25 protein-coding genes are annotated in these 26,692 nt (G+C 67.3%); 8 read left to right on the top strand and 17 right to left on the bottom strand.

Annotated features, from left to right (window positions below; genetic code table 11):
* Window positions 1-57 precede the first annotated feature (57 nt).
* The 5 genes from AC0IZS_RS22920 to AC0IZS_RS22900 form a co-directional block, all read right to left on the bottom strand.
* On the bottom strand, window positions 58-2,748 hold the full coding sequence (locus AC0IZS_RS22920; protein WP_471637756.1) for a hypothetical protein: 2,691 nt from the start codon (window positions 2,746-2,748) through the stop codon (window positions 58-60).
* Between the two features lie 175 nt (window positions 2,749-2,923).
* The gene (locus tag AC0IZS_RS22915) at window positions 2,924-3,436 is read right to left on the bottom strand and encodes a hypothetical protein (RefSeq protein WP_428001175.1); all 513 of its coding nucleotides are present in this window, start codon (window positions 3,434-3,436) and stop codon (window positions 2,924-2,926) included.
* 211 nt (window positions 3,437-3,647) lie between these two features.
* Window positions 3,648-4,475 (bottom strand): GNAT family N-acetyltransferase, encoded by an 828-nt coding sequence (locus AC0IZS_RS22910; protein ID WP_471637755.1) that lies wholly within the window; start codon window positions 4,473-4,475, stop codon window positions 3,648-3,650.
* A 15-nt stretch (window positions 4,476-4,490) separates the two neighbouring features.
* Window positions 4,491-6,050: a hypothetical protein gene (locus AC0IZS_RS22905; protein ID WP_471637754.1), complete on the bottom strand. Its 1,560-nt coding sequence runs from the start codon at window positions 6,048-6,050 to the stop codon at window positions 4,491-4,493.
* A gap of 165 nt (window positions 6,051-6,215) precedes the next feature.
* Window positions 6,216-7,007 (bottom strand): SHOCT domain-containing protein, encoded by a 792-nt coding sequence (locus tag AC0IZS_RS22900; RefSeq protein ID WP_471637753.1) that lies wholly within the window; start codon window positions 7,005-7,007, stop codon window positions 6,216-6,218.
* 313 nt (window positions 7,008-7,320) lie between these two features.
* Here AC0IZS_RS22900 and AC0IZS_RS22895 point away from each other — a divergent pair, with 313 nt between their 5' ends.
* Together AC0IZS_RS22895 and AC0IZS_RS22890 are read left to right on the top strand one after the other, a co-directional pair.
* Window positions 7,321-7,713, top strand: coding sequence for a hypothetical protein (locus AC0IZS_RS22895; protein WP_471637752.1), 393 nt, complete (start codon window positions 7,321-7,323; stop codon window positions 7,711-7,713).
* A gap of 114 nt (window positions 7,714-7,827) precedes the next feature.
* A complete protein-coding gene (locus AC0IZS_RS22890; protein WP_471637751.1) occupies window positions 7,828-8,106 on the top strand; it encodes a hypothetical protein in 279 nt (92 codons plus the stop codon).
* Window positions 8,107-8,160: 54 nt separating this feature from the next.
* On the opposite strand, the gene AC0IZS_RS22885 is transcribed toward AC0IZS_RS22890, so the two are convergent.
* Together AC0IZS_RS22885 and AC0IZS_RS22880 are read right to left on the bottom strand one after the other, a co-directional pair.
* Complete coding sequence (locus AC0IZS_RS22885; RefSeq protein ID WP_471637750.1) at window positions 8,161-8,550, bottom strand: VOC family protein; 390 nt, start codon at window positions 8,548-8,550, stop codon at window positions 8,161-8,163.
* A gap of 13 nt (window positions 8,551-8,563) precedes the next feature.
* The gene (locus AC0IZS_RS22880) at window positions 8,564-9,286 is read right to left on the bottom strand and encodes a class I SAM-dependent methyltransferase (protein ID WP_471637749.1); all 723 of its coding nucleotides are present in this window, start codon (window positions 9,284-9,286) and stop codon (window positions 8,564-8,566) included.
* A 217-nt stretch (window positions 9,287-9,503) separates the two neighbouring features.
* On the opposite strand from AC0IZS_RS22880, the gene AC0IZS_RS22875 reads away from it, so the two are divergent.
* Window positions 9,504-9,956, top strand: a complete 453-nt coding sequence (locus AC0IZS_RS22875) for a MarR family winged helix-turn-helix transcriptional regulator (protein WP_471637748.1) — start codon at window positions 9,504-9,506, stop codon at window positions 9,954-9,956.
* Between the two features lie 17 nt (window positions 9,957-9,973).
* The gene (locus tag AC0IZS_RS22870) at window positions 9,974-11,080 is read left to right on the top strand and encodes an FUSC family protein (protein WP_471637747.1); all 1,107 of its coding nucleotides are present in this window, start codon (window positions 9,974-9,976) and stop codon (window positions 11,078-11,080) included.
* Window positions 11,081-11,095: 15 nt separating this feature from the next.
* Here the strand turns inward: AC0IZS_RS22870 and AC0IZS_RS22865 are convergent, their stop codons facing one another.
* The 4 genes from AC0IZS_RS22865 to AC0IZS_RS22850 form a co-directional block, all read right to left on the bottom strand.
* A complete protein-coding gene (locus AC0IZS_RS22865; protein WP_471637746.1) occupies window positions 11,096-11,605 on the bottom strand; it encodes a hypothetical protein in 510 nt (169 codons plus the stop codon).
* A gap of 1 nt (window position 11,606) precedes the next feature.
* Window positions 11,607-12,584, bottom strand: coding sequence for an alpha/beta hydrolase (locus AC0IZS_RS22860; protein ID WP_471637745.1), 978 nt, complete (start codon window positions 12,582-12,584; stop codon window positions 11,607-11,609).
* Between the two features lie 61 nt (window positions 12,585-12,645).
* The gene (locus AC0IZS_RS22855) at window positions 12,646-13,566 is read right to left on the bottom strand and encodes a LysR family transcriptional regulator (protein WP_471637744.1); all 921 of its coding nucleotides are present in this window, start codon (window positions 13,564-13,566) and stop codon (window positions 12,646-12,648) included.
* A gap of 56 nt (window positions 13,567-13,622) precedes the next feature.
* Window positions 13,623-14,606 (bottom strand): quinone oxidoreductase family protein, encoded by a 984-nt coding sequence (locus tag AC0IZS_RS22850; RefSeq protein WP_471637743.1) that lies wholly within the window; start codon window positions 14,604-14,606, stop codon window positions 13,623-13,625.
* A gap of 333 nt (window positions 14,607-14,939) precedes the next feature.
* On the opposite strand from AC0IZS_RS22850, the gene AC0IZS_RS22845 reads away from it, so the two are divergent.
* Window positions 14,940-15,341, top strand: a complete 402-nt coding sequence (locus tag AC0IZS_RS22845; RefSeq protein ID WP_471637742.1) for a DUF7668 domain-containing protein — start codon at window positions 14,940-14,942, stop codon at window positions 15,339-15,341.
* Window positions 15,342-15,349: 8 nt separating this feature from the next.
* Here AC0IZS_RS22845 and AC0IZS_RS22840 read toward each other — a convergent pair whose 3' ends face one another.
* From AC0IZS_RS22840 to AC0IZS_RS22820, 5 genes are all read right to left on the bottom strand, one after another.
* The gene (locus AC0IZS_RS22840) at window positions 15,350-16,123 is read right to left on the bottom strand and encodes a hypothetical protein (protein ID WP_471637741.1); all 774 of its coding nucleotides are present in this window, start codon (window positions 16,121-16,123) and stop codon (window positions 15,350-15,352) included.
* Window positions 16,120-17,040 (bottom strand): hypothetical protein, encoded by a 921-nt coding sequence (locus tag AC0IZS_RS22835; RefSeq protein ID WP_471637740.1) that lies wholly within the window; start codon window positions 17,038-17,040, stop codon window positions 16,120-16,122. Before AC0IZS_RS22835 ends, AC0IZS_RS22840 begins: the two co-directional genes overlap by 4 nt.
* A gap of 106 nt (window positions 17,041-17,146) precedes the next feature.
* Window positions 17,147-18,016 carry a hypothetical protein gene (locus tag AC0IZS_RS22830; protein WP_471637739.1) on the bottom strand — a complete coding sequence of 290 codons (870 nt, stop codon included), beginning with the start codon at window positions 18,014-18,016 and terminating at the stop codon, window positions 17,147-17,149.
* The gene (locus AC0IZS_RS22825; protein ID WP_471637738.1) at window positions 18,006-18,632 is read right to left on the bottom strand and encodes a hypothetical protein; all 627 of its coding nucleotides are present in this window, start codon (window positions 18,630-18,632) and stop codon (window positions 18,006-18,008) included. The genes AC0IZS_RS22830 and AC0IZS_RS22825 overlap by 11 nt, the downstream gene beginning before the upstream one ends.
* A gap of 94 nt (window positions 18,633-18,726) precedes the next feature.
* Complete coding sequence (locus tag AC0IZS_RS22820; protein ID WP_471637737.1) at window positions 18,727-19,548, bottom strand: hypothetical protein; 822 nt, start codon at window positions 19,546-19,548, stop codon at window positions 18,727-18,729.
* Window positions 19,549-19,790: 242 nt separating this feature from the next.
* Between AC0IZS_RS22820 and AC0IZS_RS22815 the strand changes: the two genes are divergently transcribed.
* Complete coding sequence (locus AC0IZS_RS22815; protein WP_471637736.1) at window positions 19,791-20,627, top strand: dienelactone hydrolase family protein; 837 nt, start codon at window positions 19,791-19,793, stop codon at window positions 20,625-20,627.
* Window positions 20,628-20,706: 79 nt separating this feature from the next.
* Here AC0IZS_RS22815 and AC0IZS_RS22810 read toward each other — a convergent pair whose 3' ends face one another.
* Window positions 20,707-22,749, bottom strand: a complete 2,043-nt coding sequence (locus AC0IZS_RS22810) for a tetratricopeptide repeat protein (protein ID WP_471637735.1) — start codon at window positions 22,747-22,749, stop codon at window positions 20,707-20,709.
* Window positions 22,750-22,905: 156 nt separating this feature from the next.
* Here AC0IZS_RS22810 and AC0IZS_RS22805 point away from each other — a divergent pair, with 156 nt between their 5' ends.
* Both AC0IZS_RS22805 and AC0IZS_RS22800 read left to right on the top strand, forming a co-directional pair.
* A complete protein-coding gene (locus tag AC0IZS_RS22805) occupies window positions 22,906-24,741 on the top strand; it encodes an RCC1 domain-containing protein (protein WP_471637734.1) in 1,836 nt (611 codons plus the stop codon).
* Window positions 24,742-24,790: 49 nt separating this feature from the next.
* Window positions 24,791-26,614 carry an RCC1 domain-containing protein gene (locus AC0IZS_RS22800; RefSeq protein WP_471637733.1) on the top strand — a complete coding sequence of 608 codons (1,824 nt, stop codon included), beginning with the start codon at window positions 24,791-24,793 and terminating at the stop codon, window positions 26,612-26,614.
* Window positions 26,615-26,692: the final 78 nt, after the last annotated feature.

The following is a 26,692-nucleotide window of genomic DNA, read 5'->3' as shown; positions in this document are numbered from 1 at the left end:
CAATCCTCCTTGGGTTTATCGGGGTTCAGCTCTGTCGTGAGCGGAGCCTTGTTTTTACTATCTTTCCGGCAAAGCCTGGCCATTGACTGGCCCTTCTCCACGGTTTTTCGGCTTTTTCTTTTTGTTGGCTGGCGCGCCCGCAGGGATTGCCCATTCCGAATAGCCACCCCGAGCTCCATCGTCGGGGTGAAGAGCTCGCCAAAATGGCGAGCCAGGGGTGTGTTGCTCCTGAGGGACCAAGCGCATCACACCGGCCTCGCCATGAGCAGCCGACCTGGAGGCATGCTCCCACACCCAACCCGCAGGAGTTTTGCGCCCCCCCGTCGATGACACTGCACCCATCACACCCGGGATCAGCCGCTCCATCATCTGTGCAAACTCAGGATCGAGAACAAAGGCGCCATCAAGGGCCGCATTGGCGCGATTGAAATGCACCGCCCGGCTTCTTCCAAAGTCCTCCAGCTTCAACTTCATCTCGAAAGCTACCGTGTAGGCGTGGGAAGCCCAGGGCAATCCGTCAGCCCCCATCTTGGGCCACAACGCCTTGCGAGAATCGGCTTGCGCCTCACCGCTTTCAATCGATGGGCCTGTTCTATCGCCCACATCCGGCATCGCGAGATCTTCCGATCCAGCATACGCACCAGCCATGCCGGACTGCATGGATTCCGCCACCTGCGCGCCAAGGGGCGCAGCCCTTTCCGCAAAGGCGGGTAATGGGACGTCTTGTTCCTGAGCCAGCACTTTCTTTGCACGCGACGCGCTGCGTGGTGCCACATGCAGCTGGTTGCCAGGCATCTCGAGAAGATCGCCTTCGGGGATTCCAGCCTTTCTCAGCCGTGCCAATGCCGACTGCCCGTTGCTCACCACCGACAGGGTCCCTTCGCTGAGCAACTTCATGCGCGTTGGCAACGCCGGTGCAGCACCGTCGGCGCCGCCCAACGGATCGAAGGAGCGTTCGGCCGGCTCAGACACCTCTTGCCTGCTGGCAAGAAGCTTCCCAGGCAACAACGACAAAACCTCCTGCGCTCGCCTCGCGCTGCCTGGCTCCACCATCACCCCGCCTGGACTTGCAAAGATATCCGAGAGCGCTATTCCCGCCTGCTGAAGTGCTTCACCTACGAGGACGGGGTCCCCCCGCACGGCCAAGGTACCGCTGTCCAGCACCTCCATCCGGGATATGGCGGCCATTGCAGACGGCGAGTCTTGCGCGCCCCGCTCCCGTTGCACCAAATCCGCCTGCACAGGCGTAGACTTCATGGCGCTCGCTGTCGCAGCCTGCGGCGCCTCGAAGGGCAGATCGTCGGTACGTGGCCAGCCTGCCTCACGACCTTGTGCTTCATTGGGACCACCGTGCCGACTGCGGCCATGGCCACCCAACTCCTTCGGTCCTGCCGAACTCTCACGCTCGGGGGCAGGCAGGTGCGGCGATGGCTGATACGGCGTCTCGGGCGGAATATCACCTCCGGGAACATCGTCTGCAGAAACGGACGCCACAGCATCGACACTCCCGGGGCGCCTTCGCCCCCTGGCGCCCGACGCAATGCCGAACAGTGCGCCTGCAGCAGCTTCGTCGAGGTACTGAGCCACCTGGCCCTGGCCATACGGATCACGGCCGGCCCCCCACTCCTCGGGCACACGCTGCACAGCCTCGGTACCGCCCTGCACGGCCATCTGGGTGCCCATGGACTTGCCCAGGCGCTCCAGTGCATTCCCCTTGAAGGTCTTGGCGGTCAAGGCATCCAGGCCGATCCTGTTCGCGAGCGTGTCGATGGCCGTGGAGACCGTGGCACCGGTCAGCATCGTTGGCAGGTCGAGCAGCTTGCCAGTCCTGCGCGCCTCCTCGGCCGCATCGGCGTAGACAGAGCCAAAGGTCTGCATCGTGCTGTTCAAGGCAATGCCAACAACCTCTCCCAGGGCCTTCTTGCCCACCGTGTTGGCAATCAGGCCGCCCATGCCGGCCGAGAGAATGGTGGTTGCCGCCTGAAAGCCCGCGTAGCCGCTGTTTTCCAACGCCCACTCCAACGCATCGCCTGTGCTGCGAATACCGGTGAAGGTCGGCGCAAGGCTGATGTTGTTGACGCCGCGCATGGTCTCCCGGTAGCCCTCCAGACCCCAATCCCGCAGATCCTCGCTACCGGTCAATTCACCCGCCAGGCCGGCCGCGCCCATGGCGGTGGCATAGAGCCCACCCGCCCCCTGCGCCAGCCCTCGTATGACGGACGGTATCTCCTGCGCTGCGGCGCGCTGGCGGGCATCGGCGCGCAAGGCACGCATTTCCTTTTCTTCGGCGGCCACGCGCTCGCGCTCAGAATTGGGGCTGTAGCGCTGCACGATGCGCTCGCCTGTCACGGCGTCGGGGCGCGCCTTTTGCGTCCGCGCATTCAGGCGCTGTTCCAGATTGGCGTCGAAGCGCGCGTTGCCAGCGGCATCGGCAGCCGCATAGCCCAGCGCCATGTACTGCGCCTCCCGGTCCGCAGGCTTGTGCTCGATGGCAGGCTGGGACAGGTTGAACTGCGCCAGCGCGCGCAGCCTCTCACGGCTGGCAGGGTTGATCTCCACAAGCCGCTGCACCTCCTGCTCCAGCGCCAGTTCGCGCTGGCCAGCGTCGGTATCAAGCCGCATGCCTGAAGCAGCCCCCCGCCCTCCACCGGCGCCGCGCCAGGCGTGGGCCGACGTGATGACCTGCTGCTCGGACATATCCTCCTGGTCATCGGCAGCGCCAGGCCAGGCCAGCTGGAAAAGGTTCATCGGCGGCCCTTCGGCGGGAACAAGTGGATCGGATCGCCACTGTCTGCCCAGGCCGGCCGGCCGCACAGGGTCCGCATATATGCGCGGGCAAGGCCTCCATTACCCCAAGGAAACAGCAAAAAAAAGCCCGCACAGGGCGGGCTACTTGAGGGCGGAGGTCACAAACGGCTGGGCATCACCACAGCACCCCGATCAGCGCAAACGCCCCGCCCAGCACGAACATGGTCTGGAACAGCATGCTGCGCAGCTTTTCGTCCGCGCTTTCGCCGGACCACGACTCCACGCCCGTGAGCTGGATCACCGAGCCCCAGGTGGCGAAGATGGCGCCCAGGGCGGCCAGGACCTTGCCCATGTCGTCCGGAAAGACCAGCTCCAGTGGCCGGCCCAGGCCCGAGTACATGATGACCAGCAGCATGAACACCCCCACGATGGCCAGGCCCGAGCGCCAGAACTGGGTGCGCGTGCGCAGCAGGCGCGCGAGCGATGCCTGGCGCATGGCCTCCAGCTCGGTGCCGGTGCTCCATGCGCCCGCGTTGTAGCGCGCCAGCTGGTCTGCGGGCTGGATGATGATGGCCAGGTCATGCGCGGCCGCCATGTTGGCGAAGCGCTGGCGGCTGAACAGAAACGCCCACAACGTCGGAAAGGTACTGAGACGCTTGGGCACCACGGGGGGCACCGGGGACGGCATGCTAGGTTTCCGCCCTCTTTCGCGCTGGCAGCATTCCATCCGCTGCGCCCTGCGAGAGCACTGTGCAACGGTCTGAGGGATGGAAAATGCAAACTTCTGCCATCCCCGGATCATAGGGGCAGGTGGGGCTGGCGCAATCAATCAATGACCCGCACGGTCCCGGTCGCGACCCGAGGCACCTTTGCCATGGGGTTGGCAGGCAGTGGCGCCATCAGCCCGCGTTGATCCACAGCATGGGGTCGAGCTGCCGCTCGATGGGTTCGCCCACCCCCATGCGCAGCGACAACCGGCGCAGGCGCGCGTTCTCCTGCAGACTCTTGCGGGTCAGCCCGAACACATTCACCCCCACAAAGCCAAAGGGCGGCAGGAAGTAGTGGTCGGCCAGAAAACCCTCGTGGGCAAAGCCGAAGTTCCTGGTGAAATCGCGCGCATGGCCGTTGTCCTCGTAGACATACGAGGTCAGCTTGTTGAGCTTGGCGACCGAAAAGGCAAAGCGCAGCACCAGCAGGCTGGCGGCCAGCACGGTGCTGGCAGGCACCTCGCCGGGAAAGCCCAGCGAGACCTCGGCGCGGGCGTTGTCTCGGCTGTAGCCGGACAGCGAGGCCAGGCCCACGGGGTGCTGGCTGCGGCCGTCCCGCACCGTCCAGTGGATGCTGCCCGCATCCTCGAAGTGCGACAGGCAGGCATTGCCCAGCGCGCGCTCCAGATCACCGCGCCAGGGCTGCTGCCGGTTGTAGAGGGTGGTGAAGGCGCTTTGCCCGAACGATGCGCGAAAGAACGCGGCATCGCCCGCAGCCGACCTGGCCAGGATGGCATGGCGCGACACCTGGGGCGCCCACCAGGGCTCGGCATAGCGCTGGCCATACTGGATCCAGCCGGGCAGTTGTGCCTGGTCCAGGCGGCCATGGTTGTCAGAGAGAAACTGGCGCAGCAGGTGCCGCGCGCCTGCAGGCCCCTGCTGCCGCAGCGCCGCCTCCAGCGCTGCAAGCAGCTGCCGGCCTGCATCGTCCGCGGGGAGTGTGCTGGAAGGTGCCTGCATCGGTGCCGGCCCGGATCAGAGGCCCAACGCCAACCCCGTGCTGGCGTACTGCGGCAGGTTGGCAACCGTGCCCACCAGCTCCAGCTGCGCCACGCCGGCCAGCATCGTGGCCTGGGTGTAAGCACCGCTGGTGATCAGCGCCTCGAAGATGGCCACGGTGGCACTGTCGGCGGTGATCCCGGTGACTGCCTTGAACAGCGTGGCGACGAACTGCGCGTTCGACGTGCCGCCGGCCAGCCCGGCCATGTAGCCCGAATCGATGAGGTAGGAGCTCACATCGGCCACCGAGAAGCCGCTGTCGAACAGGGGCAGCAGGGTCTTGGCCAGCAGGTCGGCATCCTTGAGCCCGGCGCTGCCCTTGAGCGTGTAGGCCAGCAGTGCCGCCATGTTGCCGGAAGTGCCGGGTTCCAGGTCGAGCACCACGTACTTGTCCTTGAGCTGGAGGCGGCCCACGTTGCTCAGCGACGTGGTCTCCGTGCCGGTCACCACCTCGGCGCCTGTGGCGCCCTGCTTGGTGATCCTGGCGTTGCCCGAAGCCGTGTCGACGAACACAGTGTCGATGCCGGCCCCGCCGTTCACAGAGTTCTTGCCTTTGCCAGCAACGATCAGGTCATTGCCGGCACCGGCAACCACGGTGTCATCGCCCTTACCCGCAAAGATCGCGTCGGCTGCCGCCGTGCCGGCCAGGGCATTGTTGGCATCCGTTCCCTTGGTCTGCGGGGCATTGAGCAAGGCCAGCTGCGATGCAGAAACGAGCTTGTCGCCAAACTGGTAGAACTCGAAGTTCGAGGTCACGTCCGTGCCATCGGCACCGCCAGCGTTGTGCACCACCTTGATGGTATTGCTGACCGGGTCCACCGTCACGGCATAGGCCGTGTAGGCGCCAGCGTACTGCGCCGTGTCGATACCCGCGCCGCCGTCCAGCGTGTCGTTGCCCGCACCGCCGAGCACGAAGTCATTGCCCAGGCCGGCGCTCACGGTGTCGTTGCCATTGCCGGCCGCAATATGGTCCATGCCGTTGCCGCCCTTGAGGGTGTCGGCACCGTCCGTGCCGTTGACGGCGTTGGCGGCCGGCGAAGTCGGCTCGGGGCGTGGCGCGGGTGCCATCAGCACGGCGGGCAAGATCACCGAAGCGGCTGCCGGTGCGGGTGCCGGGGCTGGGGCCGGCGCGGGTGCAGGCGCCGGTGCGGAGGGATTCACGTCCTCATAGACCGACAAACTGGTGTAGGTGTGGTAGACGCCCTTGTTCCACTTGGGTTCCACATAGAACACACCCGAATACGGAGGCCGCCAGTCCCAGATGACGTCACTGGACGAGGTGGCCGAGGAATCGGGGTCCTCGCTTTCAAGGTTGGTGGCGATGACGTGCCCGTCCTTGTCGTAAATCCTCAAGCCGGTCGGATCAAAGAAGGACGTGCTGAAGATGTCGTAGACCGAGCTTTCCTTCGCAGTGAACTTGTAGACGTTGGGTATGCGAAAGTCGCCGTCGTCCGAAGCCTTGGCCTGGTAGTCCCACGGGGTATAGCTGAAGGACGGCACATACACGCTGAAGCTCAGCACAGGAGCTGCCTCCATGAGGCTTTGCGGGATATCCGGGTAGAGAATCGAATTGGAGTACAAGGACATTTCAGAAATCGCTTTCAAAAAATTAGGGCTTGCGGCGCATCGCAGGGGCGTGGGCCCCGACCACCTTGCCGGGCAGACGCGCGACGGATCCCTTGCGCCCACGCGGCATACAACTCACCTCGCCAGCAGCTTCGCCTTGAGGCCCTGAAACTCCTGCTCGGTGATGGTGCCATCGGCCCGGAGCCTGGCGAGCTTTTGCAGCTCATCGGCCACCAGGGCCGGGGTGGCAGGGGCCGTAGCGGGGGCAGGCACGGCGGCAGGCGCGGCGGAAGGCGTGGGTAGCGCCGCCGCCGGCGCACCCACCCGGCGGTACTTGTCGGCCTCCACGCTGGCCTTGGCCACCAGGTCGTTCACCGTCTGCGCATCGACTTCGATCAGGGTGGGGTTGGCGCCCAGGCCCGACAGCTGTATCCGCAGGGGCTGCATGCGGGCCCGCTCCACGGCGGCGGGCGTGAGGTCGATGAAAATTTCTTCCGCGTAGGAGCAGCCGTTGCGGCACGACACCACCCGTGCGGCGAGGCGCCCGAGCTTGAGGCCCTCGCCCGCGTCCGTCTGCGCCACGGACAGCGCCTTCCAGGAGCTGGCGCGGTAGATCTCGTAGTGGTTCACGTAGAAGTCGACGTCGCCCGTGGCCTTGCTCACCAGGGCCGACAGCGTCCAGCGCCGCAGATCCATCGGGCCGGCCTCCTGGCTGACCGGCGTTGCCTCGATCTTGGCAAAGCGGTAGAAATCACCGGTGCCCGGCTGCAGAGCGCCTCGCTTCTTGGCCGCAGCGTCCTTGGTGGTGCCGCTTTGCGCGGGCAGGGGCGGCGCAGGCGTGTCGGAAAACACGCCCCGGTTCATGGCCTCCATGTTCGTAGCCTGCTGGGCAAAGGCCGCAGCGGCGCACAGCGCCATGGTGGCCATGGCCAGATTTCTCGCAAGTCCCTGCATTGCTCTCCCTCTCATCGGTATGGTGTGTGCCTGGCCCACTGCGCGCCCAAGCCGCGTGATCATAGAACCTGCCTACAGCAACGCCACAGATGCGGCGGCGGATGACACAGGGGCCAAAAAGGACAAAAGCCGCGCCTTTTGCACCATCTCCACTGAACGGCCCCTTCTGCAGCTTTGCAGCTTTGCAGCTCTGCTGCGTTCAACTGCACGCTGGCCTGTTTGCACCAGCTCGGCAAAGCGGGGCCGTGCGATCATCGGCGGACTCCGCTCCCACCACCATCTGCCCATGACCACCACCTCCGCCACCCCCGAACAATGCGCCGCACTGCGCACCGCCCTGCTGGCGCTGCACCGCCACCTGATCGAGCTGGAGCGGCGCGACTATGAAAAGGTCCACGGCCGCCAGTCGGCCGGCGAGTTCCTGCAGGTCATGGCCTATGCCGAGTCCATGCGCTGGCTGGAGCCGCTGAGCCGCCTGATCGTGATGCTCGACGAGGCCCTGGAGCCCGACAACGCCGACGCCGCCGAGGCGCCCCACATCGTGGCAGGCCGCGTGCGCGAGATGCTCAAGCTCGAGCATTCGGCCGAGGCGGATTTCTCGGCGCACTACCAGCGGCACTTCCATACGTCGCCCGAGCTGGCGATGGCGCATGCGGCGGTGATCAAGGCGCTGGGCTGAATCGTGTGGGGCCGGACCCAGCCAGTTTTCAGCGGTTGATTGACTGAAACAGGCATCCCTGATGGCAAGATCCGACCGTGGATCTTTGGCACAGGACTATGAGGAATACTCAGTATGCAAATCACCCAAGAAGAAGAAAAGATGGTTGCTCATTTGCGCAGCCAACATACCAATTGGCGCTTTACGCGCGTTGTCATTCTGCTTTTCTCCCTTGGATTGATCACCTACACCATTTGGCAGTATTGGTCGGGGCTGTCGGTGGCGGTGCTGTGGCCCGCCATGTTCATTTCTTGTTACGGCCTCTCGTACACCTTGGGAAGCTGGTCTGGTCGGCCGGAGATTTCCCTTCTGCTAAAGCTTGTTGAAGATCGGCAGGAAGCTGGAAAACATTGACCCCAGCTGGGTGACTTCCCCTCTCCGAGCACTCCTGCTGTCACCTGATGTGCATCACTCGTCCGGCTGCACCAGATTGATCAGATTACCGCAGGTATCCTCCAGCAGCACCATCGTGATCGGCCCCGCGCGCATCGGCTCGCTACGAAACTGCACGCCATTGGCCTTGAGCCGCGCGTAGTCGCCCGCCAGGTCCTTGGTGATAAAGGCCGTGGCCGGGATGCCCGCCTCGAACAGCGCACGCTGGTACACGGCCGAGGGCGGAAACGCCATGGGTTCAAGCACCAGCTCAACGCCCTCGACCCCGTCGGGCGAGTGGACGGTGAGCCAGCGGAACGTGCCCATGGGGATGTCCTTGTCCTTCACGAACCCAAGCTGGGTCGTATAGAACTTCAGGGCCTTTTCCTGGTCGTCCACGAGGACGCTGGCGAGTTTGATCTGCATGGTGGTCAGCTCCTCAAAGCGGTTTGCGCGCTACTGCATTGAGCAGGGTTTCCTCGCGCTCCTTGGGCACGCCAAAGCCCATCCATTCCAGGGCGCCCAGGTCTTTGCGGCTCCACCACAGGTAGGGCATGCTGATGTGCTCGGGCTTCACCTCGAAACCGGCTTCGCCCAGCATCGCCAAAAACTCTGGCGCGCTGCGCTGCACATGCATGGGGTGGCGAAACAGCAGCCGGATGGCCAGGCTGTGGATGTACGCGCGGGTGCTCTCGGCCAGCAGCAGGTGGCCGCCCGGCTTGAGCACACGAAAGATCTCGGCCAGCGCGGCCTGCTGGTCCACGATGTGGTGCAGGGTCTGGTGGCACAGCACCAGGTCCACCGATGCGTCGGGCAGCGGGATGTGCTCGGCATGCGCGTGGTGCAGCGTGACGGGGGGGCTGACCGTCTGGCGCATCGCTGCGCTGCGCGCGGCAAAGTCCGGCTCGGGATCGAGGGCATGGATCTGGCTGGGGCGAAAGCGCTCCGCCAGCTCCGGGATGGAGTGGCCCAGGCCGGTACCGATGTCCAGCACCGCACCGCCCTTGGGCAGGTCGGGTGCCAGGCGCTGCAGGTCGTTGAGGGCGCGCTGCAGCACATGCACGCGCCAGGTCGCGGTAGACAGGAACCACAGGCCGAAGCGGGTCTCGGGGACGAAGGCGGGTGACGCTGTAGCGGCCGGAGGGGACGAAAGAGAAGGCATGGATGGGCTTTGGCGCAGGGCCTGTGCGATGTTCTGGTGGGCGAGCCGGAGGACAGTTGTCACATCGGGCGGCTTTTCTCCAATAGATGATAGGTCAAGAGAAGGCCCAGCCCCCTATCCCCTGGTTCATGGAACGGTAACAGGCGCCTCCACCCAGGCAATGCACCGTTGCACTACAATCATTTGAATTCAAATGATTGTGGTAAAATCGTTATCCATGAAAGAAGCCCTGACCGATCCACGCCACCGCATCGGCATCCGCCTGGTGGGCCTGGCACGCCGCTGGCGCCAGGCGCTGGACGCTCGGCTGTCCGCCAGCGGCCTGAGCGATGCCACCTGGGCGCCGCTGATGCACCTGCACGAACTGGGCAGCGACAACGATGTATCGCAGAGCGCGCTGGCGGCGGCCGTGGGGCTTGATGGTTCCAGCCTGGTGCGGCTGCTCGACATCCTGGTGGAGCGCGGGCTGATCGAGCGCCGCCCCCACCCCGAGGACCGTCGCGTGAAGCTGGTGCACCTGACGCCCGCCGGCCGGCGCACCGTGGCCGCCCTGCGCAAGCAACTGCAGGCCATCGAGTCGGAGCTGCTGGCCGACATTGGCGAGCAGGACGCGCAGACCCTGCTGCGCGCCTTCGAGCGCATCGAGGCACGCATCGCCGCCCTTCCATGAACTGGCGCCAGCAACCCATGCAGCACACAGCCACCCCGTCCTCTTCTTCCGCAAGCTCGCACCTGGCCAGCTTCCTGCGGCTGCTGGCACCCGCGCGCCTGCGCGAGAGCTGTGCCATCACGCCCCTGCCCTCGCTGCGCAATGCCGCCGTGGTGGGCCTGCAGACCGGGCTGGCGGTGCTGATCGCAGCGGCGGCCACGCACCTGTCGCCATGGGCGCCCATGGTGGGCTATGCGGCACTGGGCGCGCTGGCGGCGCTGCTCGGGCGCTTTGCACCCGTGGGCCAGCGCATGCCTGCCGTGCTGCTGGCGGGCGCGCTGCTCGTCGGCGCGGTCGCGCTGATGTCCCTGTTGGGCCTGGCAGGTGCAACGCCGGCCGCCCTGCTGCTGTGCCTGGGCCTGCTGGCCGGCGCAGTCTCGTGGTTGGCCGGCCGCTGGCGCCTGGGCCCGCCGGGCGCGGTGATCTTTGTCTTTGCGGGCTGCGCAGCCATGGTGCCGGTGGATGGCTGGCAGGCAGCTGGCGCCCGCGTGCTCTTCACCCTGGCCGGTGTCGCCACGGCCCTTGCCGTCTGCCGCGCCACCGACCGGTTGCGCTCCGCCCCCGCAGCGCCGCCTGCCGCACCCGCGCTGCAGGCGCCATGGCTGGCCTTTGCCCGCATCGCCCTGTGCACTGCCAGCGCCGGCCTGCTGGCCCTGGCCGCCGGCTGGCAGCACCCCGCCTGGGCCGCCATCGGCGCCATGGCCGTGCTGCAGGGCGGCCCCCTGCATGCCGCCATGCACCGCGCGGTGCAACGCACCCTCGGCACCCTGGCCGGCGCAGCCCTGGCCTGGCTGATCCTGGCCCAGCACCCCTCGTTCTGGCCGCTGCTGCTGGCCGTGATCGTGCTGCAGCTGGCCACCGAGGTGGTGATCGGGGCCAACTATGCGCTGGGCCAGGTCTTCGTCACGCCCATGGCCCTGCTCATGACCTCGCTGGCAGCGCCCGCGGCAGCCACCGGCATGCCCTTAGCGCGCATGCTCGACACCGTGCTCGGCGCGCTGGTGGGCATGGCGTTTGCGGTGGTGTTCTCGACGCTGGAGGACAGGGTGCAGCTGGCGCAACACCATGAGAACGCGCGGACATAGAAGCGCGCCCTCAGATCAGTTGGCACCACCCGCTACATAGGCGCGCAGGGCTTCTGTGAATTCAAGGTCCGGGCAGGCATGGCCGCCTTCATCGGCGCGCAAGATTCTCGCGTGCGGCGCCATGGCCCAAGCCTGCCGCAACAGCTCCAGCAAGGCCTGCAGCGTCTGCTCGTTCCAGTCCGGCCCCATGCGATAGTCCATCGAGAGACCACCGGACTCCACACTCACCGTGAGCGGCGGCAGCTCCACGTCCCCCACTCGCAGGCCGGCAAGGCAGTGCCGAAAACTGTCGACCCTGCCCTGCACGAAGTCCCTTGCAGGATGGGGCACATCGCGCACCAGAACATCCTGTTGCAGGTCGATGTGCCACAGCGTTGAATCGCCAGCTCCCGAGCACTGACCCCTGAGCCATTCGTACACCGTGACGATCTGCTCTGGCGACAGATCCTCAACGAAGATGTCTGGCAGCGAGCCGTCGTCCACCTCAAAAAGATGCCGCAGGATCGGCCACCATGGCGTGGTCATATCATGGCCTTGGCTTGCCCGGCGCAACAAACCGTGCGACAGCATCCACCACCCCTGGCGCCAGCGGCTGGCCCGGGTTGGCATAGGTCGCCATGTTCGCCGCCGGGTCGTCTGTCACCACGGCCTTGAGCACGTGGTTGGTATCGGGCAGCAGCACCAGTTGGGCAGCGGGCTTGGCCTGGGCCAGCAGGCGCGCATCCTGCACGCCCACCTGCAGGTCGCGCTCGCCCTGCAGCACCAGCACGGGCTTTTGGGTGGCGGCGATGAGCCTGGCCGGGTCTTGCGCAAAGGCGCTGATCAAAAAGCCCTGCACCGCCTCGTTGAACAAGGGCTGCAAGGCAGGGTGCAGGCTGGCCGGGTCCACACGGGCGCCGCCCTCCAGCTTGGTGATCGCAGCCAGCGCCTGGTCCAGGATGGGCGCGTTGGCAGGGTTGGCGCGCAGCTGGTCGCGCAGCACCTGGCCCAGGGGCCGGCCGGGCGCGGCCACCAGCAGCAGGCCGCAGATGCCCTGCACCTCACTGCCTCCTTGTGCAGCGGCCAGCGCAACCAGTCCGCCCTCGCTGTGGCCCAGCAGCCACACGCAGGGCACACCGGTGGTGCGGCGGATGGCGCCCACCCAGCTGTGCAGGTCGGCAGCATAGTCGGGGATGGTGACGGCATTGGCATCGGCCACGGCCTTGGCACTGCCGAACATGCCGCGCTTGTCGATGCGCACCGTGGCAATGCCCCGGGCCGCCAGGTCCTGCGCGAGCAGTTTGTAGGTGGCAGCATTCACGCCCATGGGGTTGTTGCCATCGCGGTCGGTGGGGCCCGAGCCGGGCACGATCAACACCACGGACGCGCCCGGCTTCGCAGGCGACAGCAGCGTGCCCTTGAGCGGCGCCTGCGGGCCCCGGGCTTCGATGGGCTTCTCGCGCGGGCCGGGGGCAGGCTGCGCTGCTGCGGCCAGCGCCACCAGGGCCAGGAAGAATGCTTTCATGCAGCCGAGTATTGCCGACGCGCCCCGGCCTGGGTGTTAGAAGGTGTTGCCCATGGAAAATTCACAGCCGCCAGGGCGCGCCCTGCGCGAACTGCCCCACCATCCACGCCTTGAACGCCGCCATGGCCGCCGTGCTGAACCGCCCCGAGGGCCGCACCAGGTAGATGCCCGCATGCGCGTTGAGCCCCCAGGGCTCCAGCACCGGCACCAGGTGGCCGGCCGCGATGTCGGGGCTGACCAGCCAGTCACCTGCGGCCATGATGCCCAGGCCTAGCCGGGCGGCGGCCAGCAGGGCCTCGTTGTCGTTGCTGATGAGGGTGCCCTTGATCTGTATCGCCTCGGTCACCCCGTCGCGCGTCAGGCGCCATTCGGGGTACGAGCGCAGGCCCGTGAAGCCCAGGCAATTGTGCGCCGCCAGGTCGCCCGGCACCTGTGGCGTGCCATGGCGTTGCAGGTAGGCCGGGGCTGCGCACAGGATGCGCCGGTGCTCGCACAGCCGCGTGGCCACGAGCCGACTGTCTTCGAGCTCGCCGATGCGGATGGCCGCATCGAAATGCTCGGCCACGATGTCGACGAAACGCTCGGCGTATTCCACCTCGACCACCACCTCGGGGTGGGCCATGGCAAAGCCGGCCACGACAGGGCTGAGCCAGCGTCGCCCCATCGCGGCGGGCATGGACAGCCGCAACCTGCCGCGCACCTCGCGCGAGCCCTGCGCGGCCTCCTTCTGTGCCTCGGCGATCAGCAGCGCGGCGTGGCGCACCTTCTCCACCAGGCGCACCCCATCGTCGGTAAAACGCAGCTGCCGCGTGGTGCGCTCCACCAGGCGCACGCCCAGGCGCGCCTCCAGCGAAGCCAGTCGCTTGGAGAGCACCGAGGGGTGCTTGTTCAGCACCCGCCCTGCGGCCGCGAACGAGCCCTCGGCATGCAGCGCCAGCAGCGTGGCGAGTTCATCGGCGTGTTGGCTGTCGAGCAGGTCCATGGGGCAATCACAATGCAGTCACAGGGACTGTACGCCATGGGCCCTGCCCTCCTCGTTCAGGGGACCAGGACAATCGCCCCTTGCGATCTACCCTGCTCCAGCTCCGCATGCGCCGCAGCCACCTCGGCCAGCGGGTAGTGGCGCCAGACCTGCGGTCGGATGATCCCGGCCGTGACCGCATCGAGCACGTCACGCGCCCGCTCCTGGTACTCGGCCGCCGTCGCCGTGTGGGCCGCCAGCGATGGGCGGGTGGCGAACAGCGAGCCCTTGGCATTGAGCGTGGCCATGTCGATGGGTGCGGGCGCACCCGACAGCGCGCCAAACGACACCAGCAGCCCGCGCGGGCGCAGGCTGTCGAGCGAGGCCTCCAGCGTCACGCGGCCAATGGGGTCGTACACCACGTCGGCCTTGTGGCCCTGCGTGGCCTCCTTCACCTGGCCGGCCAGCGTGGCGGCATCGAACACGAACACCTCGTTGCACCCCGCGGCCCGCGCGCGCTCCACGCTCTCGGCCTTGGACACCACGCCGATGACAAAGGCACCCAGGTGCCGCGCCCACGGCACCATGATCTGCCCCAGCGCCCCCGCTGCGCCGTAGACGACGATGCGCGTGCCCTGCCCCACTGCGTACGTCGCCTTGAGCAGGTACTGCGCCGTGATGCCCTTGAACAGTACCGCAGCCGCATCGTCAAAGGCCACCGAGTCGGGCAGCTTCACCAGCCGCTCGGCCGGGAACAGCCGCGCACCCGCATACGCCCCCAGCGGCCCCGTGGCATAGGCCACGCGGTCGCCCACGGCCACGTTGCTGACGCCTGCGCCGATGGCCGCCACCGTGCCCGCCCCTTCGAGCCCCAGGCCCGAGGGCAGTGGTATGCGCATCGCGCCCTTGCGCTGGCTCACGTCGAGCGGATTCACGCCGATGGCGGCCTGGGTGAGCCAGACCTCGCCCGGGCCGGGGGCCTGGGCTTCGACGGGTTCAAGGCGCATCACCTCGGGGGCGCCGGTTGCGTGGAGGATGACTTGGTGCTGCTGTTGTGCCATGCGGGCTTTCCTGTTTTGTTCATTCATTCGGTTGGAGGCCATGCGAGCGTAGGCATGCGCGCCCGCGCCAGCAATTGGGCTGGGTGCAGTTCAGCCGTGCATGGGGTGCAGCAATGCGATGCGGGGAGCACCCTCAGCTCGCCAAGCGCACGGGCTGGAGTCGGTTCACTCGCAGGAGCAGTGGAATGGCCGCGCGTCCTGCTTGGAACCTGCCTACGCTCTCGCAGAGGACCGCGTTGGGGCGCAATCGGGACGCAACCGAAGCGCCAAACATGCCAATTACATCGACCAGAGCGACCATGCACGCGGCATACTGACGCGCAGAGGCAACCCATGAACGACGACCGCAACCCCCACACCGACGTGCCCGCTGTTCAGGACGACTCAGGCCAGCGCCCCATCCCCACGGCCTGGCGGCCGGTTTTCTGCCGCATCGTGGATGCCCTCGTGCGGGGCGACCATGCCCTGAAGGCGGGCGTGCCAGGGGTTGCAGCCATCCCGGACGACTCCGCAGCGCAGATACGCGACTACATCAGCGACTATGGCGCCACCCTGGTGGCCTTGCCGCAGGACACCTGGGAGTCTTCGGTGTGCATCTGGTGCGGCGCGCATTGGGACGTGCTGGTCGATCTGTGGACGCAGGAGGAAGGCCGCAGCGACCTGGTGCTCGGTGCACGCGTCACGGAGACGGAAGCCGGCTTCGCCTTCCAGGTGCAGATGGTCTACGTGCCGTAGCAGCGCATTCACTTCCCATGGATGCTATCCACTGTCAGCCCCCATGGGGAACGCTTTCCGTACACCGCGACCGAGCTGCCCACGGGCGGCATGTCACCCTTGAAGCGGCCATCCACGCAGGCGTCGGGGGAGGTGGCCCCCTGGAACTCGAATGCAGCACGCAGATGGCAGCCGCGGTAGTAGTCGGGCACCCTGAAAGAGACGACACGCACCTGCACGCGGGTGGGTGCGCCCAAGGCCCAGCCCCCTATCGCAGACCAGCCCCAGGGCGCTAAAAGCACCATCGCAGTGGTGAGGACCACACAGCCGGGAAACATCCCCAGCCAACGCCCGGCCCATGTCATCCCGTCGGGCTGGATGGCCTGCGCCCCGCGTATCGTCCAGAACCAGAAGGCGGCGAACACCGGCAGCAGAACGGCAGCCAATGCCCACACCATTGAAAGGTAGCCTGCCGCGCCAAACCAGATGAACCGGAGCCCGAGCGGGGACAGCGCGCCCACCGTACCCAGCACAGCCCAACCGGCAAATGCCAGGGCCGCCCATTGAACGGGCCGGGGCAGCACCACGGGTGCGAATGCCTTGCGGGATGCCGATGGCGGCCGTGGTGCACCACGCTTGGGAGACGCCTTGCGCAACGCCATCTCGCGTACCTGCGCCTCGCCAATGGCCAGCAGGCGTGCCTCGATGCGCGCAGTTTCCTCGGCTTGCGCATCGATGCCATGAGGGACCTCCGGCAACGCACCCGGCCCGACGATCCCGGAACTGGACTGCGGGTGCATCATCTGCCGTGGATCCTTTGCACATAAAGCCCCAATCGGGAGATACGCCCCGACACGGCAACCGTTTCGCCAGGGTTCGGCGGCTTGCCTTGCAGACGGCCTTCCAGGCAGATGCGGGACGTCGTGCCCTTGAATTCTACATATGCAGATTGGTCGCAGCCTTTGGCCCCGGGTGAGAGTCTGCCCAGGGAAACAAGCCGCACCTCGGTGCGCGAGAAGGTGCCCAGCCCCCACCCCAGTGCCGCACTCCACCCCATGGGCGAGGCCACCAGCATGCCCGCAAAAATCAGGACCATGCAGGGATACACGAAAAGCCAGCGCACGAACCAGGTCGGGTACCGGTTACGCAAACCGTGGCCTGCCCGCTCAGCGCAATACAAGGCCAAAGCGACAAGGGGCAGTGCAGCAAGAAAAATCCACGGTGCCAAGGTGCCATAGCCCGCGCCACTGGACCAGATGAAGGCATCACCAAGGGCCATCCCAAGCATCCCGCCTGCAATCCCCAACATGCCGGCAACTGCCAGTGGTACGCTGACCGCCCTGGGCAGTGGCGGGCCTCGGCGTGCCGGTTCGACGATCCCATACTCTGCCCGGAGCGCCTGGATTCGGTCTTTTGCTTCTTGCAGACTCCGGTCCATTTCGCGCCGGTCTTCATCCAACCGTTGCAGCAAGGCCTCCCTGCGGGCGATAGCGTCGGGATCCGGTGCCCTGTACCCCGGACGCCACTCCTCACTGGACGTGGATTGCGCTTGCCCGGAGCGGCTCTCGCCGGCCGAAGGCACGCTGCCGTGCCGGTCCGTCAAGTCTTGCATCTGGGCCTCGTAGAGCGCCTGCAGCCGAGCCTCGATGCACGCGGTGGCCTGCGCATCAAGAAGCCCTTTGTGCTCCAGCGCGAGTCCCTCCCGCAGGACGGTCGCCATCTCGGGCCCGAGTTGGTCAAGGGCATCGCCCGTGCCAGCCGCCGCTTGCTGGCCGAGGGACGCACTGCTTGGCACGGTCTGCGCAGGCGGCAGGGCGTTGGCCGGTCTATTTGACATGGATCTCCCGCACATGCAAACCCAGCAGCGAAACGCGACCAGATACAGCAACTGTCTCGCCCGCAGCAGGCACCGCTCCCGCCAGTCGGCCATCCAGGCAGATACGGGCCGTAGCACCCTTGAATTCAAGCTGGGCAGACTGGTTGCAGTTACGCTTTCTTTCATCGTGCGCTTGCACAGAGGCAACACGCACATCCACCCGCGAAGGCATGCCAACGGCCCACCCGATGGCCGCGGCCCAACCCCACGGGGCAAAAGCCACCAAGCCTGCGCAGAACACGACCAGCGTGGGATACATAACCAGCCATCGTACCCACCAGGTGGGGTGGCGTGATCGCAAGCTGTGGTTTGCCCGCTCGTCGAGATACAACACGACAGCAAGCACCGTACACAAGACCAGAAGCGACACCGGCATCGTAGAGCGGTATGCCACATCGCCCAACCAGATGAATCCGCGTCCCACAGTGACCTCGAGAAGCAGACCAGCCACCCCAGCGGCAAGGAAGGGCGTCCACAACACCTTGGGCACCGTCCAGCGTTCATGGGCATCTTCAACAAGCACCTTGTGCCGGGGTGATTGCGCATCCAGGTCTTTGATCGCTTGTTGGTGTTGCTGCTGCGCCGTTATCACACGTTGCTGGGCCTCATAAATCGTCTGCAGTCGCGCCTCGATGCGCGCGGTAGCCTCGGTATTAAGGTGCCCCTGGCGCTCAAGCTCCATGCCTTCCCGGAGCACGGCGGCGACCTCGGGGCCGAGTTGGTCGATGGCATCTACCATGCCGGCCTCGGGCCGCGCGCCGTGGGGTCCATCATCGGGTCCGGGTCTGAGGTGCGGCCGGGCGGCGATTTCACCTGCCATGGATCTCTCGCACATACAGCCCCAGGCGCGAAACGCGCCCATACACCGCCACCGTGTCCCCGGCACCCGGCGCCTTCGCGGCCAGGCGCTCCTCCACGCAGATGCGCGCAACCGTTCCACGGAACTCCAGGCGGGCGTGCTGGCCGCAGGGCACATAGTTGCGCAGCGGTTCGATCGAGAGCACACGGGCTTCCACGCGAGAAGGCGTGCCGGCCATCCAGCCCAGGTAGGCAAGCCATCCCCAGGGTGCAGCGGCCACTGCTACCGCGCACAGCAGAGCAAGGAGGGGGTACGCGATCACCGTGCGAAAAAATACGCCAGGGAGTGGGTCTGCCATTTGGGGCGCCACCCTTTCGAGCCGGCACAACACCACGACGAAGACCGGTACCAGCACACCCACCATCCACGGCATGGCAGCGCGCAGGACGGTGTTGCCGAAGAACAGGAATCCCCCACCCATGGCCCATTCGAAATAGAGGCCGCCCAACACGAAGACGAACGCCGCCACGGCAGGCACCGCGAACCTGCAGGGCAGCAGGATTCTGGCGCGTTCCTGTTCCCGCTGCAGTCGGGCCAGCCGCAGGTGCCGTGCCCGCAGCGACTGGATGGCACCCATGCCTTTGCGCACTTCGCCCAACACCCGCGCTTCACGCCGGTTCTGCGCAGCCGCCAGTTCCTCAGGGGTCTGCCTTCGCCTTCGTCCGTTGGGCTCACTTCGCATGCACCGCCCCCACATGCAACCCCCAGCGCGAGACCAGCCCGGCCACCACCACGGTATCGCCCGCGCGCGGCACCACGCCCGTCACGGCGGTGTTCATGCACACCCTACCCGTGCTGCCGCGAAACTCCAGGCGGGCGTACTGGTTGCAGCTGCTGGAAATGCGCGGTGCCTCCACCGACACCACGAGCGCCTCCACGCGCGCAGGTTTGCCCACCAGTTCGCCCAGGTACGCGGCCCAGCCCCAGGGTGCGGCACCCAGCGCTGCAGCGCCCAGCAGCGCCGCAAAGGGATACACCACCATCTGCCGCACGAACCAGGTGGGCATCTGCGCCACCCACCAGGGCGCCAGCACCTCGGTGCGGCACAGTGCCCAGTACCACAGCGGGGCCGCGGCCAGCACCAGCCAGGGCGTGGCGGCGCGCAGGGTGGCGTGACCGGAGACGAGGAAATGGTCGCCCTGCGCCATCTCGAAGAGGGCACCGCCAAAGACGAAGACGAGCAGGGCCACGAAGACCATGGCCAGCCCGTAGGGAACGAACAGGTGCGCCGCAGGCGGGTTGCGCAGCAGTTGCTCGCGCCGCTGCTGGGCCTGCCGCATCCGTGCGCGGCGCTCCTGGTCTTTTTGCTTTTGCACCTGGCCCTGCACGCGCGACTGGGCGCGTTGCTGGGCGGCGGCCAGCTCTTCGCGGCTGCGGCGGCGCTGTGGTGGTGCATCGGTTGCGCGGGCGGTGCTGCCGGGTGCGGCAGCGCCCGTTGCGTAGGCGGCTGGCAGCGCAGGGGCCAGACCTTCGGGATGGCGATGGTCTCTCATGGTGTCATTTTTTATGGCTCGAAAACTCCCTCGCAACCATCGTAAGCGCAGCCCTTGAATCGGCAAATTTCGCGTTTGCCATGCAGGTTGTGGGTGCTTTGGGCCGCCCTCAAGACAAGGGCGCAAGCGCATGCAGCCCATGTGCCCAGGCACCGCACAACAGAGCCTGCAGCATTCCTGTTTGTCACGTACCATGGCACGCCCTGCCGCAACTGTTTTGACCGAAAAGGAGCTGGACCACCATGTGCGATTCGAATGACGATCTCCACAAGTACACCCGCCGCGACTTCACCGCGTGGGCGGCTTCGACCGGCCTGCTGACAGCATTGCCTGCGGTGGCCAACGCTGCAGCGGTGGCCGAGCGTGACGTGACCATCACCACGCCAGACGGAAGCTGCGACGCCTACTTTGTCGCACCAACGTCGGGCCCGGCCCCTGGTGTGCTGGTGTGGCCCGACATCTTCGGTCTGCGCCCGGCTTTTCGGCAGATGGGCAAGCGCCTGGCAGAGTCGGGCTACAGCGTGCTCGTCGTCAACCCTTTCTACCGGCAGAAGAAGGCGCCTACCGCAGCCCAGGGCGGCCAGACGCCGATTGCCGAAGTGATGCCGCTGATGCAGGCCCTGACGCCCGCCATGCATTTGAGCGACGGCAAGGCCTTCGTGGCGTGGCTCGACGCCCAGGCCGAGGTGGACAAGGCGCGCAAGATCGGCACCACCGGCTACTGCATGGGCGGGCCGATTGCAGTGCGTACGGCCCTGGTGGCGGCGGGCCGCGTGGGTGCGGTGGCCAGCTTCCATGGCGCGGCCATGGTGACGCCGGCGGCTGACAGCCCCCACCGCCTGGTGGCGCAGACCAAGGCGCAATACCTCATTGCGATTGCCGAGAACGACGATACCAAGGACCCCGAGGCCAAGGCCAGCCTGCGCACCGCGTTCGAGGGCGCCAAGCTGCAGGCCGAGGTGGAGGTCTACCCCGCCGCCCACGGCTGGTGCCCGCCCGACTCGCGGGTCTACGATGCCGCCCAGTCCGACCGCGCCTGGGCGCGCCTGCTCGCCACCTTCGGCAAGGCACTGGCCTGATACCGGCCTGAACGCATGCATCCCGGGCACCGCGGTCTCCGGGATGCATGTGCCGGGTTGCCGCACGCTCCTGGCGCTCTCACTCCCGCCCGCGAAACGACCGCACCAGCATCCACGCGCTCACCGCCATGCCCACCATGGGGATGGCCGCGACCACCGCCACCGCAGCGCGCGCGGCAGGCGCCCAATCGAAGTCGCGCCCGGTGCGCCAGGCTCCGTACGCGGCGATCAGGCCCATCACGGCCATGCCCCGGCGAAAGCTCGCACCCTCCTTGAAGAACAGGATCAGCAGCACCACGTTGGCCGCGCCGATGAGCAGGGCCAGGTGGCCCAGGTGCAGGGAGAAGGTGGTGCGCTGGTAGCTGCGGTCGCGCTCCGGCATGCGGTCACCGTCGTCGTCCTCACCCTCGTCCTGCGCCAGCTGGCCGCGCGATCGGCTTGGTGCCGGGCTTTGCGGGGATGCGGCAGCGGCCGGTGGGATCGGCGTGCCCCCAGTGCGGCCCCAGTCCGTGCCGGACAGCCCGGCGGCCGCTGCGGCAGCGCCGGCACCCGCCACCACAGCGGCACCCGCCGCGCCCTTCGGGGGTGCGCCGATGCCTCCCGCGCCGGCCTGCAGCCCTTTCTCGCGCAGCACGGCGCGCAGGCGGCCCGGCTCGCGCAGGGCGGCCACCATTGCGCGCAAGGGGCCCTGCTCGTGGGGCGCAATTTTCAGGTCGTCCACGCGCCTGGTGGTGCCGCGTGTATTGGCCAGCATGAAGAGTGCCTTGGCGACCTGCACATCCCGGGGGCCACCGGCGCCGTCCTCGATGAAAACGCCCAGGTTGTAGGTGGCGTCGGCATGGCCGGCCTCGGCCGCCTGGGCATACCAGTCGCGGGCCTGCGCCAGGTTCACCAACCCGCCGTCGCGGCCGTGCTGATCGGACGTGCCCAGATGGAATGCGGCATGGGGGTTGCCCTCGCGGGCGAACCAGCCCACCAGGTCGCGCGTGACCGAGCCGGTCCACGCCACGGGGGCGGTGGCCGGTGCCGCAGGCGCCATGGGCGCCAGGCTCAGGCCGCCGGGGGATTCGGCCTCTTCCTTCGCTTGCCGCTGCTTGTGTTCCTGCTGCCACTGGTCTTTGGCCGCAGTGTTCCATTTGGCGGCCAGGGCCATGTCCACCGGGCCGCCCCAGCCGCGCTCGTGCATCAGTGCAAACAGGCGCTTGGCGGGCTCGTGGTCCCAGTCCACCGCGCGCTGGCACCAGTAGCGGGCGTTCTCGTAGTTGGGCTCCTCCCAACCGATCACCACCTCCAGCGCATACTGGAAGGCTGCCACCTCGTGGCCCTGCAGGGCGATGGCCTCCAGAGAGTCTGCGGCTTCGATGCGCTTTCGGGTGTAGAGCATCATCTGCTCGGTGTGCGTGAAGGCGGCGTCCACCGCCTTGCGCTCGCCATCGATGATCGTGAGCAGCATGTCGCCCGATGCCGACTTCAGCCGCGCCATCAGGGTCTGTATGCGCCCTTTCGCCTCGATGGGAAAGCGCTCGTAGAAGGCCTGCGCGTCCTGCCGGGTCGGTGCATCGTGCGCGCCCATCACCTGCAGCGCGGCTGCCAGGTCGAAATGCCGGCGCTGGCCCATGGTGCCAAAGCGCAGCGCGCGGCCCAGGGCGTACAGCGCGTGCGGGTTGCCACGCGCAGCCCAGCGCCGGTACTCGGCCCAGGCACTGGCGTCGTCGCCCCGCTCGCGTGCCTGCACGGCAAAGCGCACCTGCAGGTCCGGCTCCTCGGGCACATCGCCATTGCCCAGGTAGTGCACGCCGCTTTGCGGGTCGTACAGGCTCAGCCCCCGCAGGGTGGCCTGCTCCCACGCCAGGTTGAAAGCCGCGTCCCAATGCTCCGTGCGGGTGTTGATGCCAAAGCCGAGCGTGGCGTCTTCGGTGACACCGTCCTCGCTGCCGTCCAGCCACACGTCCATCGCTTCAGGGTAACGCTCCTGCAGCGCCCGGCCCCATTCCAGGAACTTGGGGTTCTGCCCTGGCGGCGGGCTGTCGCTGACGCGCTCGAACTGCGCATCGGCCTCCTTCTTGGTGGTCGGCCACGGCCAGTCAACTGGCTTTTCCCACAGTTGCAGCGTGTAACTCATGCTCGGTACCCTCCCAGGCTTGGCATCGTCGTTGTTGAGGCGGATTCTAGGGCGCCTGCGGCGCATTTCGTTACATGGCGCCTGTGACCGCAGCCACAGGCGCCGCGGGCCTGCATTCCTAGAATGGGCCGAAAACATTCCGAGAGGTTGAGGACCATGCACGACAGACCCACCCTGCCCCTTTTGTCGCGGCTTGCGCGCAGAGCGCTCGCCCTTGCAGCACTGGCGCTGGCGCTGGCCGCAGCCTTCCTGCCAACAGCCTCCATGGCCACCACCGTGAGCATGGGCACCACCCACGGCTGCTCGGTGGCCGACACCGGCCAGGTGAGCTGCTGGGGTGGCCTGGCCGCGCCTGACCTGGGTACATCGCTTGTGCACGATGTGCAGGCGGGCCGCGATTTCAGCTGCGCCCGCCAGGGCGGCGTGGTCAGGTGCTGGGGCAACAATGACTTCTCGCAGCTGGGCGAATCGGCCACCAACCCCGAAGGCCAGTGGGCGCGTGGGCCCCAGCAGGCACAGCAGATCGCCGTGGGACCACGGCATGCATGCGCTCTTGCCTACGGAGCACTCTACTGCTGGGGCGACGCAAGCCAGGGCCAGCAGGGCGAGCCCGCCCGGGCGACCGTGGCGGTGGCAACCCAGGTCCAGGGGTTCAAGAAGGTCGCACACATTGCTGCAGGCAATGGCGCTACCTGCGTGGTCCACGAGGACCGCAGCGTTGCCTGCGTGGGCGCGGGCAGTGGCCTGGCGGGTGCGGCCGATGCACCGCGCACGCCCCGCACAGTGCCCGGCATCACCGACGCGCTGGCGGTCTCGGTTTTCGACGGCCATGCCTGCGTGCTGCGCGCAGCGGGCAAAGTGTCCTGCTGGGGCAACAACCGGTACGGTGAACTGGGCGTGCCGTCCAGCAGCGGCCCGCTGGCAAACCCCGTGGAGGTGCCCGACCTGGGCGCCGCCGCCAGGAGCGTGGCAGCGGGTGATGGCTACACCTGCGCCCTGCTGGAGGGCGGCACGGTGAAGTGCTGGGGCACCCATGCCAACGGCCAGTTGGGCACAGGCCTGGCCCCTATCACGGCCACCCCGGCCACGGGCCGGGTGATCGGCATCTCCGATGCCACGGCCATCGGCGCAGGCAAAACCGCCGCCTGCGCCGCCCTGCAGGGCGGCTATGTGCAGTGCTGGGGCGAAGGCGCCGGCTGGAGCAGCGGCCCCTGCCGCGTCCCGGGCGGGCCCTACCCCGGGCATTCCGATGCCTTTGTCGACCTGCCCGTCTGCCGCGTGCCAGGCTCTGCCGCGCCCATGGCCGTCAAGGGCATGGGCCCGGCGCACGACGTGGCCCAGGTGCTGCAATGGGCAGAGAAGACCCTGCCGCAGATCTTTCCTGCGCAGGGCACAGCGGAGCCAGAGCACATCGACGGCTACTACTTGCGGCAGTACCCGGGCGGGCACCAACTGGCCGTCAATGGCAATGGCACGCCCCACCTCATGTACCTGGGGCCCATCACCGACGGACAACTGGCCGACCTGGGGCCCTTGCACCCATGGCTGCGCAAAACGACCGAGGACGAGGGCATGATGAGCGGCCTGCAGCTCCAGGCGGCCCCCTTCGTCAAGCTCATCGGCTACAACGGGGTGTGCGATGGATTCTCCGTTCCCTACGCCATCCGGGGTGGTGTGGATGGTTTGCCCGCAGATGCGATCACCACCTCGGTGCGCGTGGAAAGCGGCGGCAAATCCATGGAATTCCCCATCCTCAGCCGATACCGCATGACGGTCCTGACCACCGAGACCGACTGGATTTCCCAACGCACGCGCCGGCAGGGCGAGCCCATCCCTCCCGGCATGAAGGAAGAGCCTGTGCTGTACGGCAGGACCCAAGGTTGCCCCAGCTTCGGCAACGTGAACGAAGAAGTGGATGTGATCGTTTTCTACACCCTCGGCAACCGAAAGGGGCAGTTGCGCACCCGGGCCAAGATTGGCTCGGTGATCTAGGCGGCGCAGCACGCCCCTTGTTCTCCTGCATCCTCCAAGGACCATCGCCATGACCAGCAGATTCAACGCCCCGCAACTTCTGCAGAAGCTGCTCGCCACGGCCGCCCTGTTGCTGACCACCGCATTCACGCCAACAGCCTCCATGGCCACCACCGTGAGCATGGGCACCAGCCACGGCTGCTCGGTGGCCGATACCGGCCAGGCGACCTGCTGGGGTGACCTGCCCATACAGGACCAGGCTCCCTATGTGGTCAAGGACATCAAGGTGGGCCGCGACTTCAGCTGCGCCCTGGTGCTCAGTTCCGTGCGGTGCTGGGGCAACAATGAATTTTCGCAACTGGGCACAGCCGCCGCGAAGCCGACCGGGCAGTTCGTGGACGGGCTCGATCAGGCCGACCAGATTGCCGTGGGTGCGCGGCACGCATGCGCGCTGCTGTACGGATCGCTGCGCTGCTGGGGCGATGCGAGCCAGGGGCAGCTCGGCGAACCTGCGCGCGCGGCAGCGGCCCGTGCCACCCCGATCCCGGGCATTGCGAAGGCCGTGCATGTGGCGGCTGGCAACGGCGCCACCTGCGCGGTGCAGGAGGATGGCCGCGTGCTCTGCGTGGGCGCCGGCAGCGGCCTGGCCGGCGCAGCCGATGCGCCGCGCACGCCGCGCGCAGTGCCCGGCATCAGCGACGCACTGGAGGTCTCCCTTTTCGACGGCCATGCCTGCGTGCTGCGCAGGCAGGGCCGGGTGGCGTGCTGGGGCAGCAACCGCTTTGGCGAGCTGGGCATAGCCGCCAGCAGCGGCGCGCAGACCACGCCTGTCGAAATCACCCACCTGGGCGCCGCACCCAAGGCGGTCGCAGCGGGCAACGGCTACAGCTGCGCCCTGCTGGTCAATGGCACCATCCAATGCTGGGGCAACAATGCCAGCGGCCAGCTGGGCACAGCCCTGGGTAGCGCCGCCACCGGCCTGGTCACCGGCATCACCGATGCCACCGCCATCAGTGCCGGGCAAACAGCGGTCTGCGCCGCGCTGCAGGGCGGCTACGTGCAGTGCTGGGGCCAGGGCTCGGGTTGGAGCAATAGCACCTGTGGCGTGCTGGGTGGGATCTACCCGGAGCACCCTGCCAGCTACGGCCCGGTTGCCGACATCGCCATGTGCCGCCCGCTGGGATCGTTCGCCCCCATGGCGGTGAAGGGCCTGGGGCCGGCCAACGATGCCGCCCAGGTGCTGGACTGGGCGGAAAAGACCCTGCCGCAGACCTTCCCTCCGCTGGGGGCCAAGGGTCCTGCGCATATCGACGCCTTCTACCTGCGCGAGTACCCAGGCGGGCACAAGCTGGCCGTCAATGGCCAGGGCACCCCGCACCTGCTGTACCTGGGGCCTCTGACCGCAGGGCAACTGGCCGACCTGGGGCCGCTGGGCCGCTGGCTGGACGAGGCCAGCCGGGAGGAAGGCCTCCAGAGCGGCCTGCTGGCGCATGGGTCGGCAGGTATCAACTACATGCCGACGTTTGGTGGGCGGTGCGAGAACTTCCGGCTGGTATCGGCCATCCATGGCACGGTTAACAGCCTGCCAGAAGGGCTGGCGACCACTGGGATGCGCGTGGAAGGCACTGGCTGGTCCATAGACCTGCCGATCTCCGGACGGACCCGCCTGGTGGTGCTGACCAACGGGGAGAGCTGGCCCCCTGCACACGCCTTCCAGGCAGGCCAGCCCATTCCTCCCGGCATGAAGGCAGAGCCGGTTCTGTACAGCGGAGCGCAGGCCTGCCCCCCGCCCGCGCTTCACCCAGAGGGAACGGTGGACCTTACGGTCTTCTACTCTCTTGGCAATCGCAAGGGACAACTGCGCACGCGGGCCAAGGTGGGGGCGGCGTACTGAGTTGCACGCCCCCTGCGCACAGCGCTCTGCAGCATCGACGTCCACCATCCCGACCTCTTTGCCCCGGCGCGTTTGCGC

The organism is Acidovorax sp. AC410 (assembly GCF_979253235.1).
This window is presented reverse-complemented; position numbering and strand designations above follow the sequence as displayed.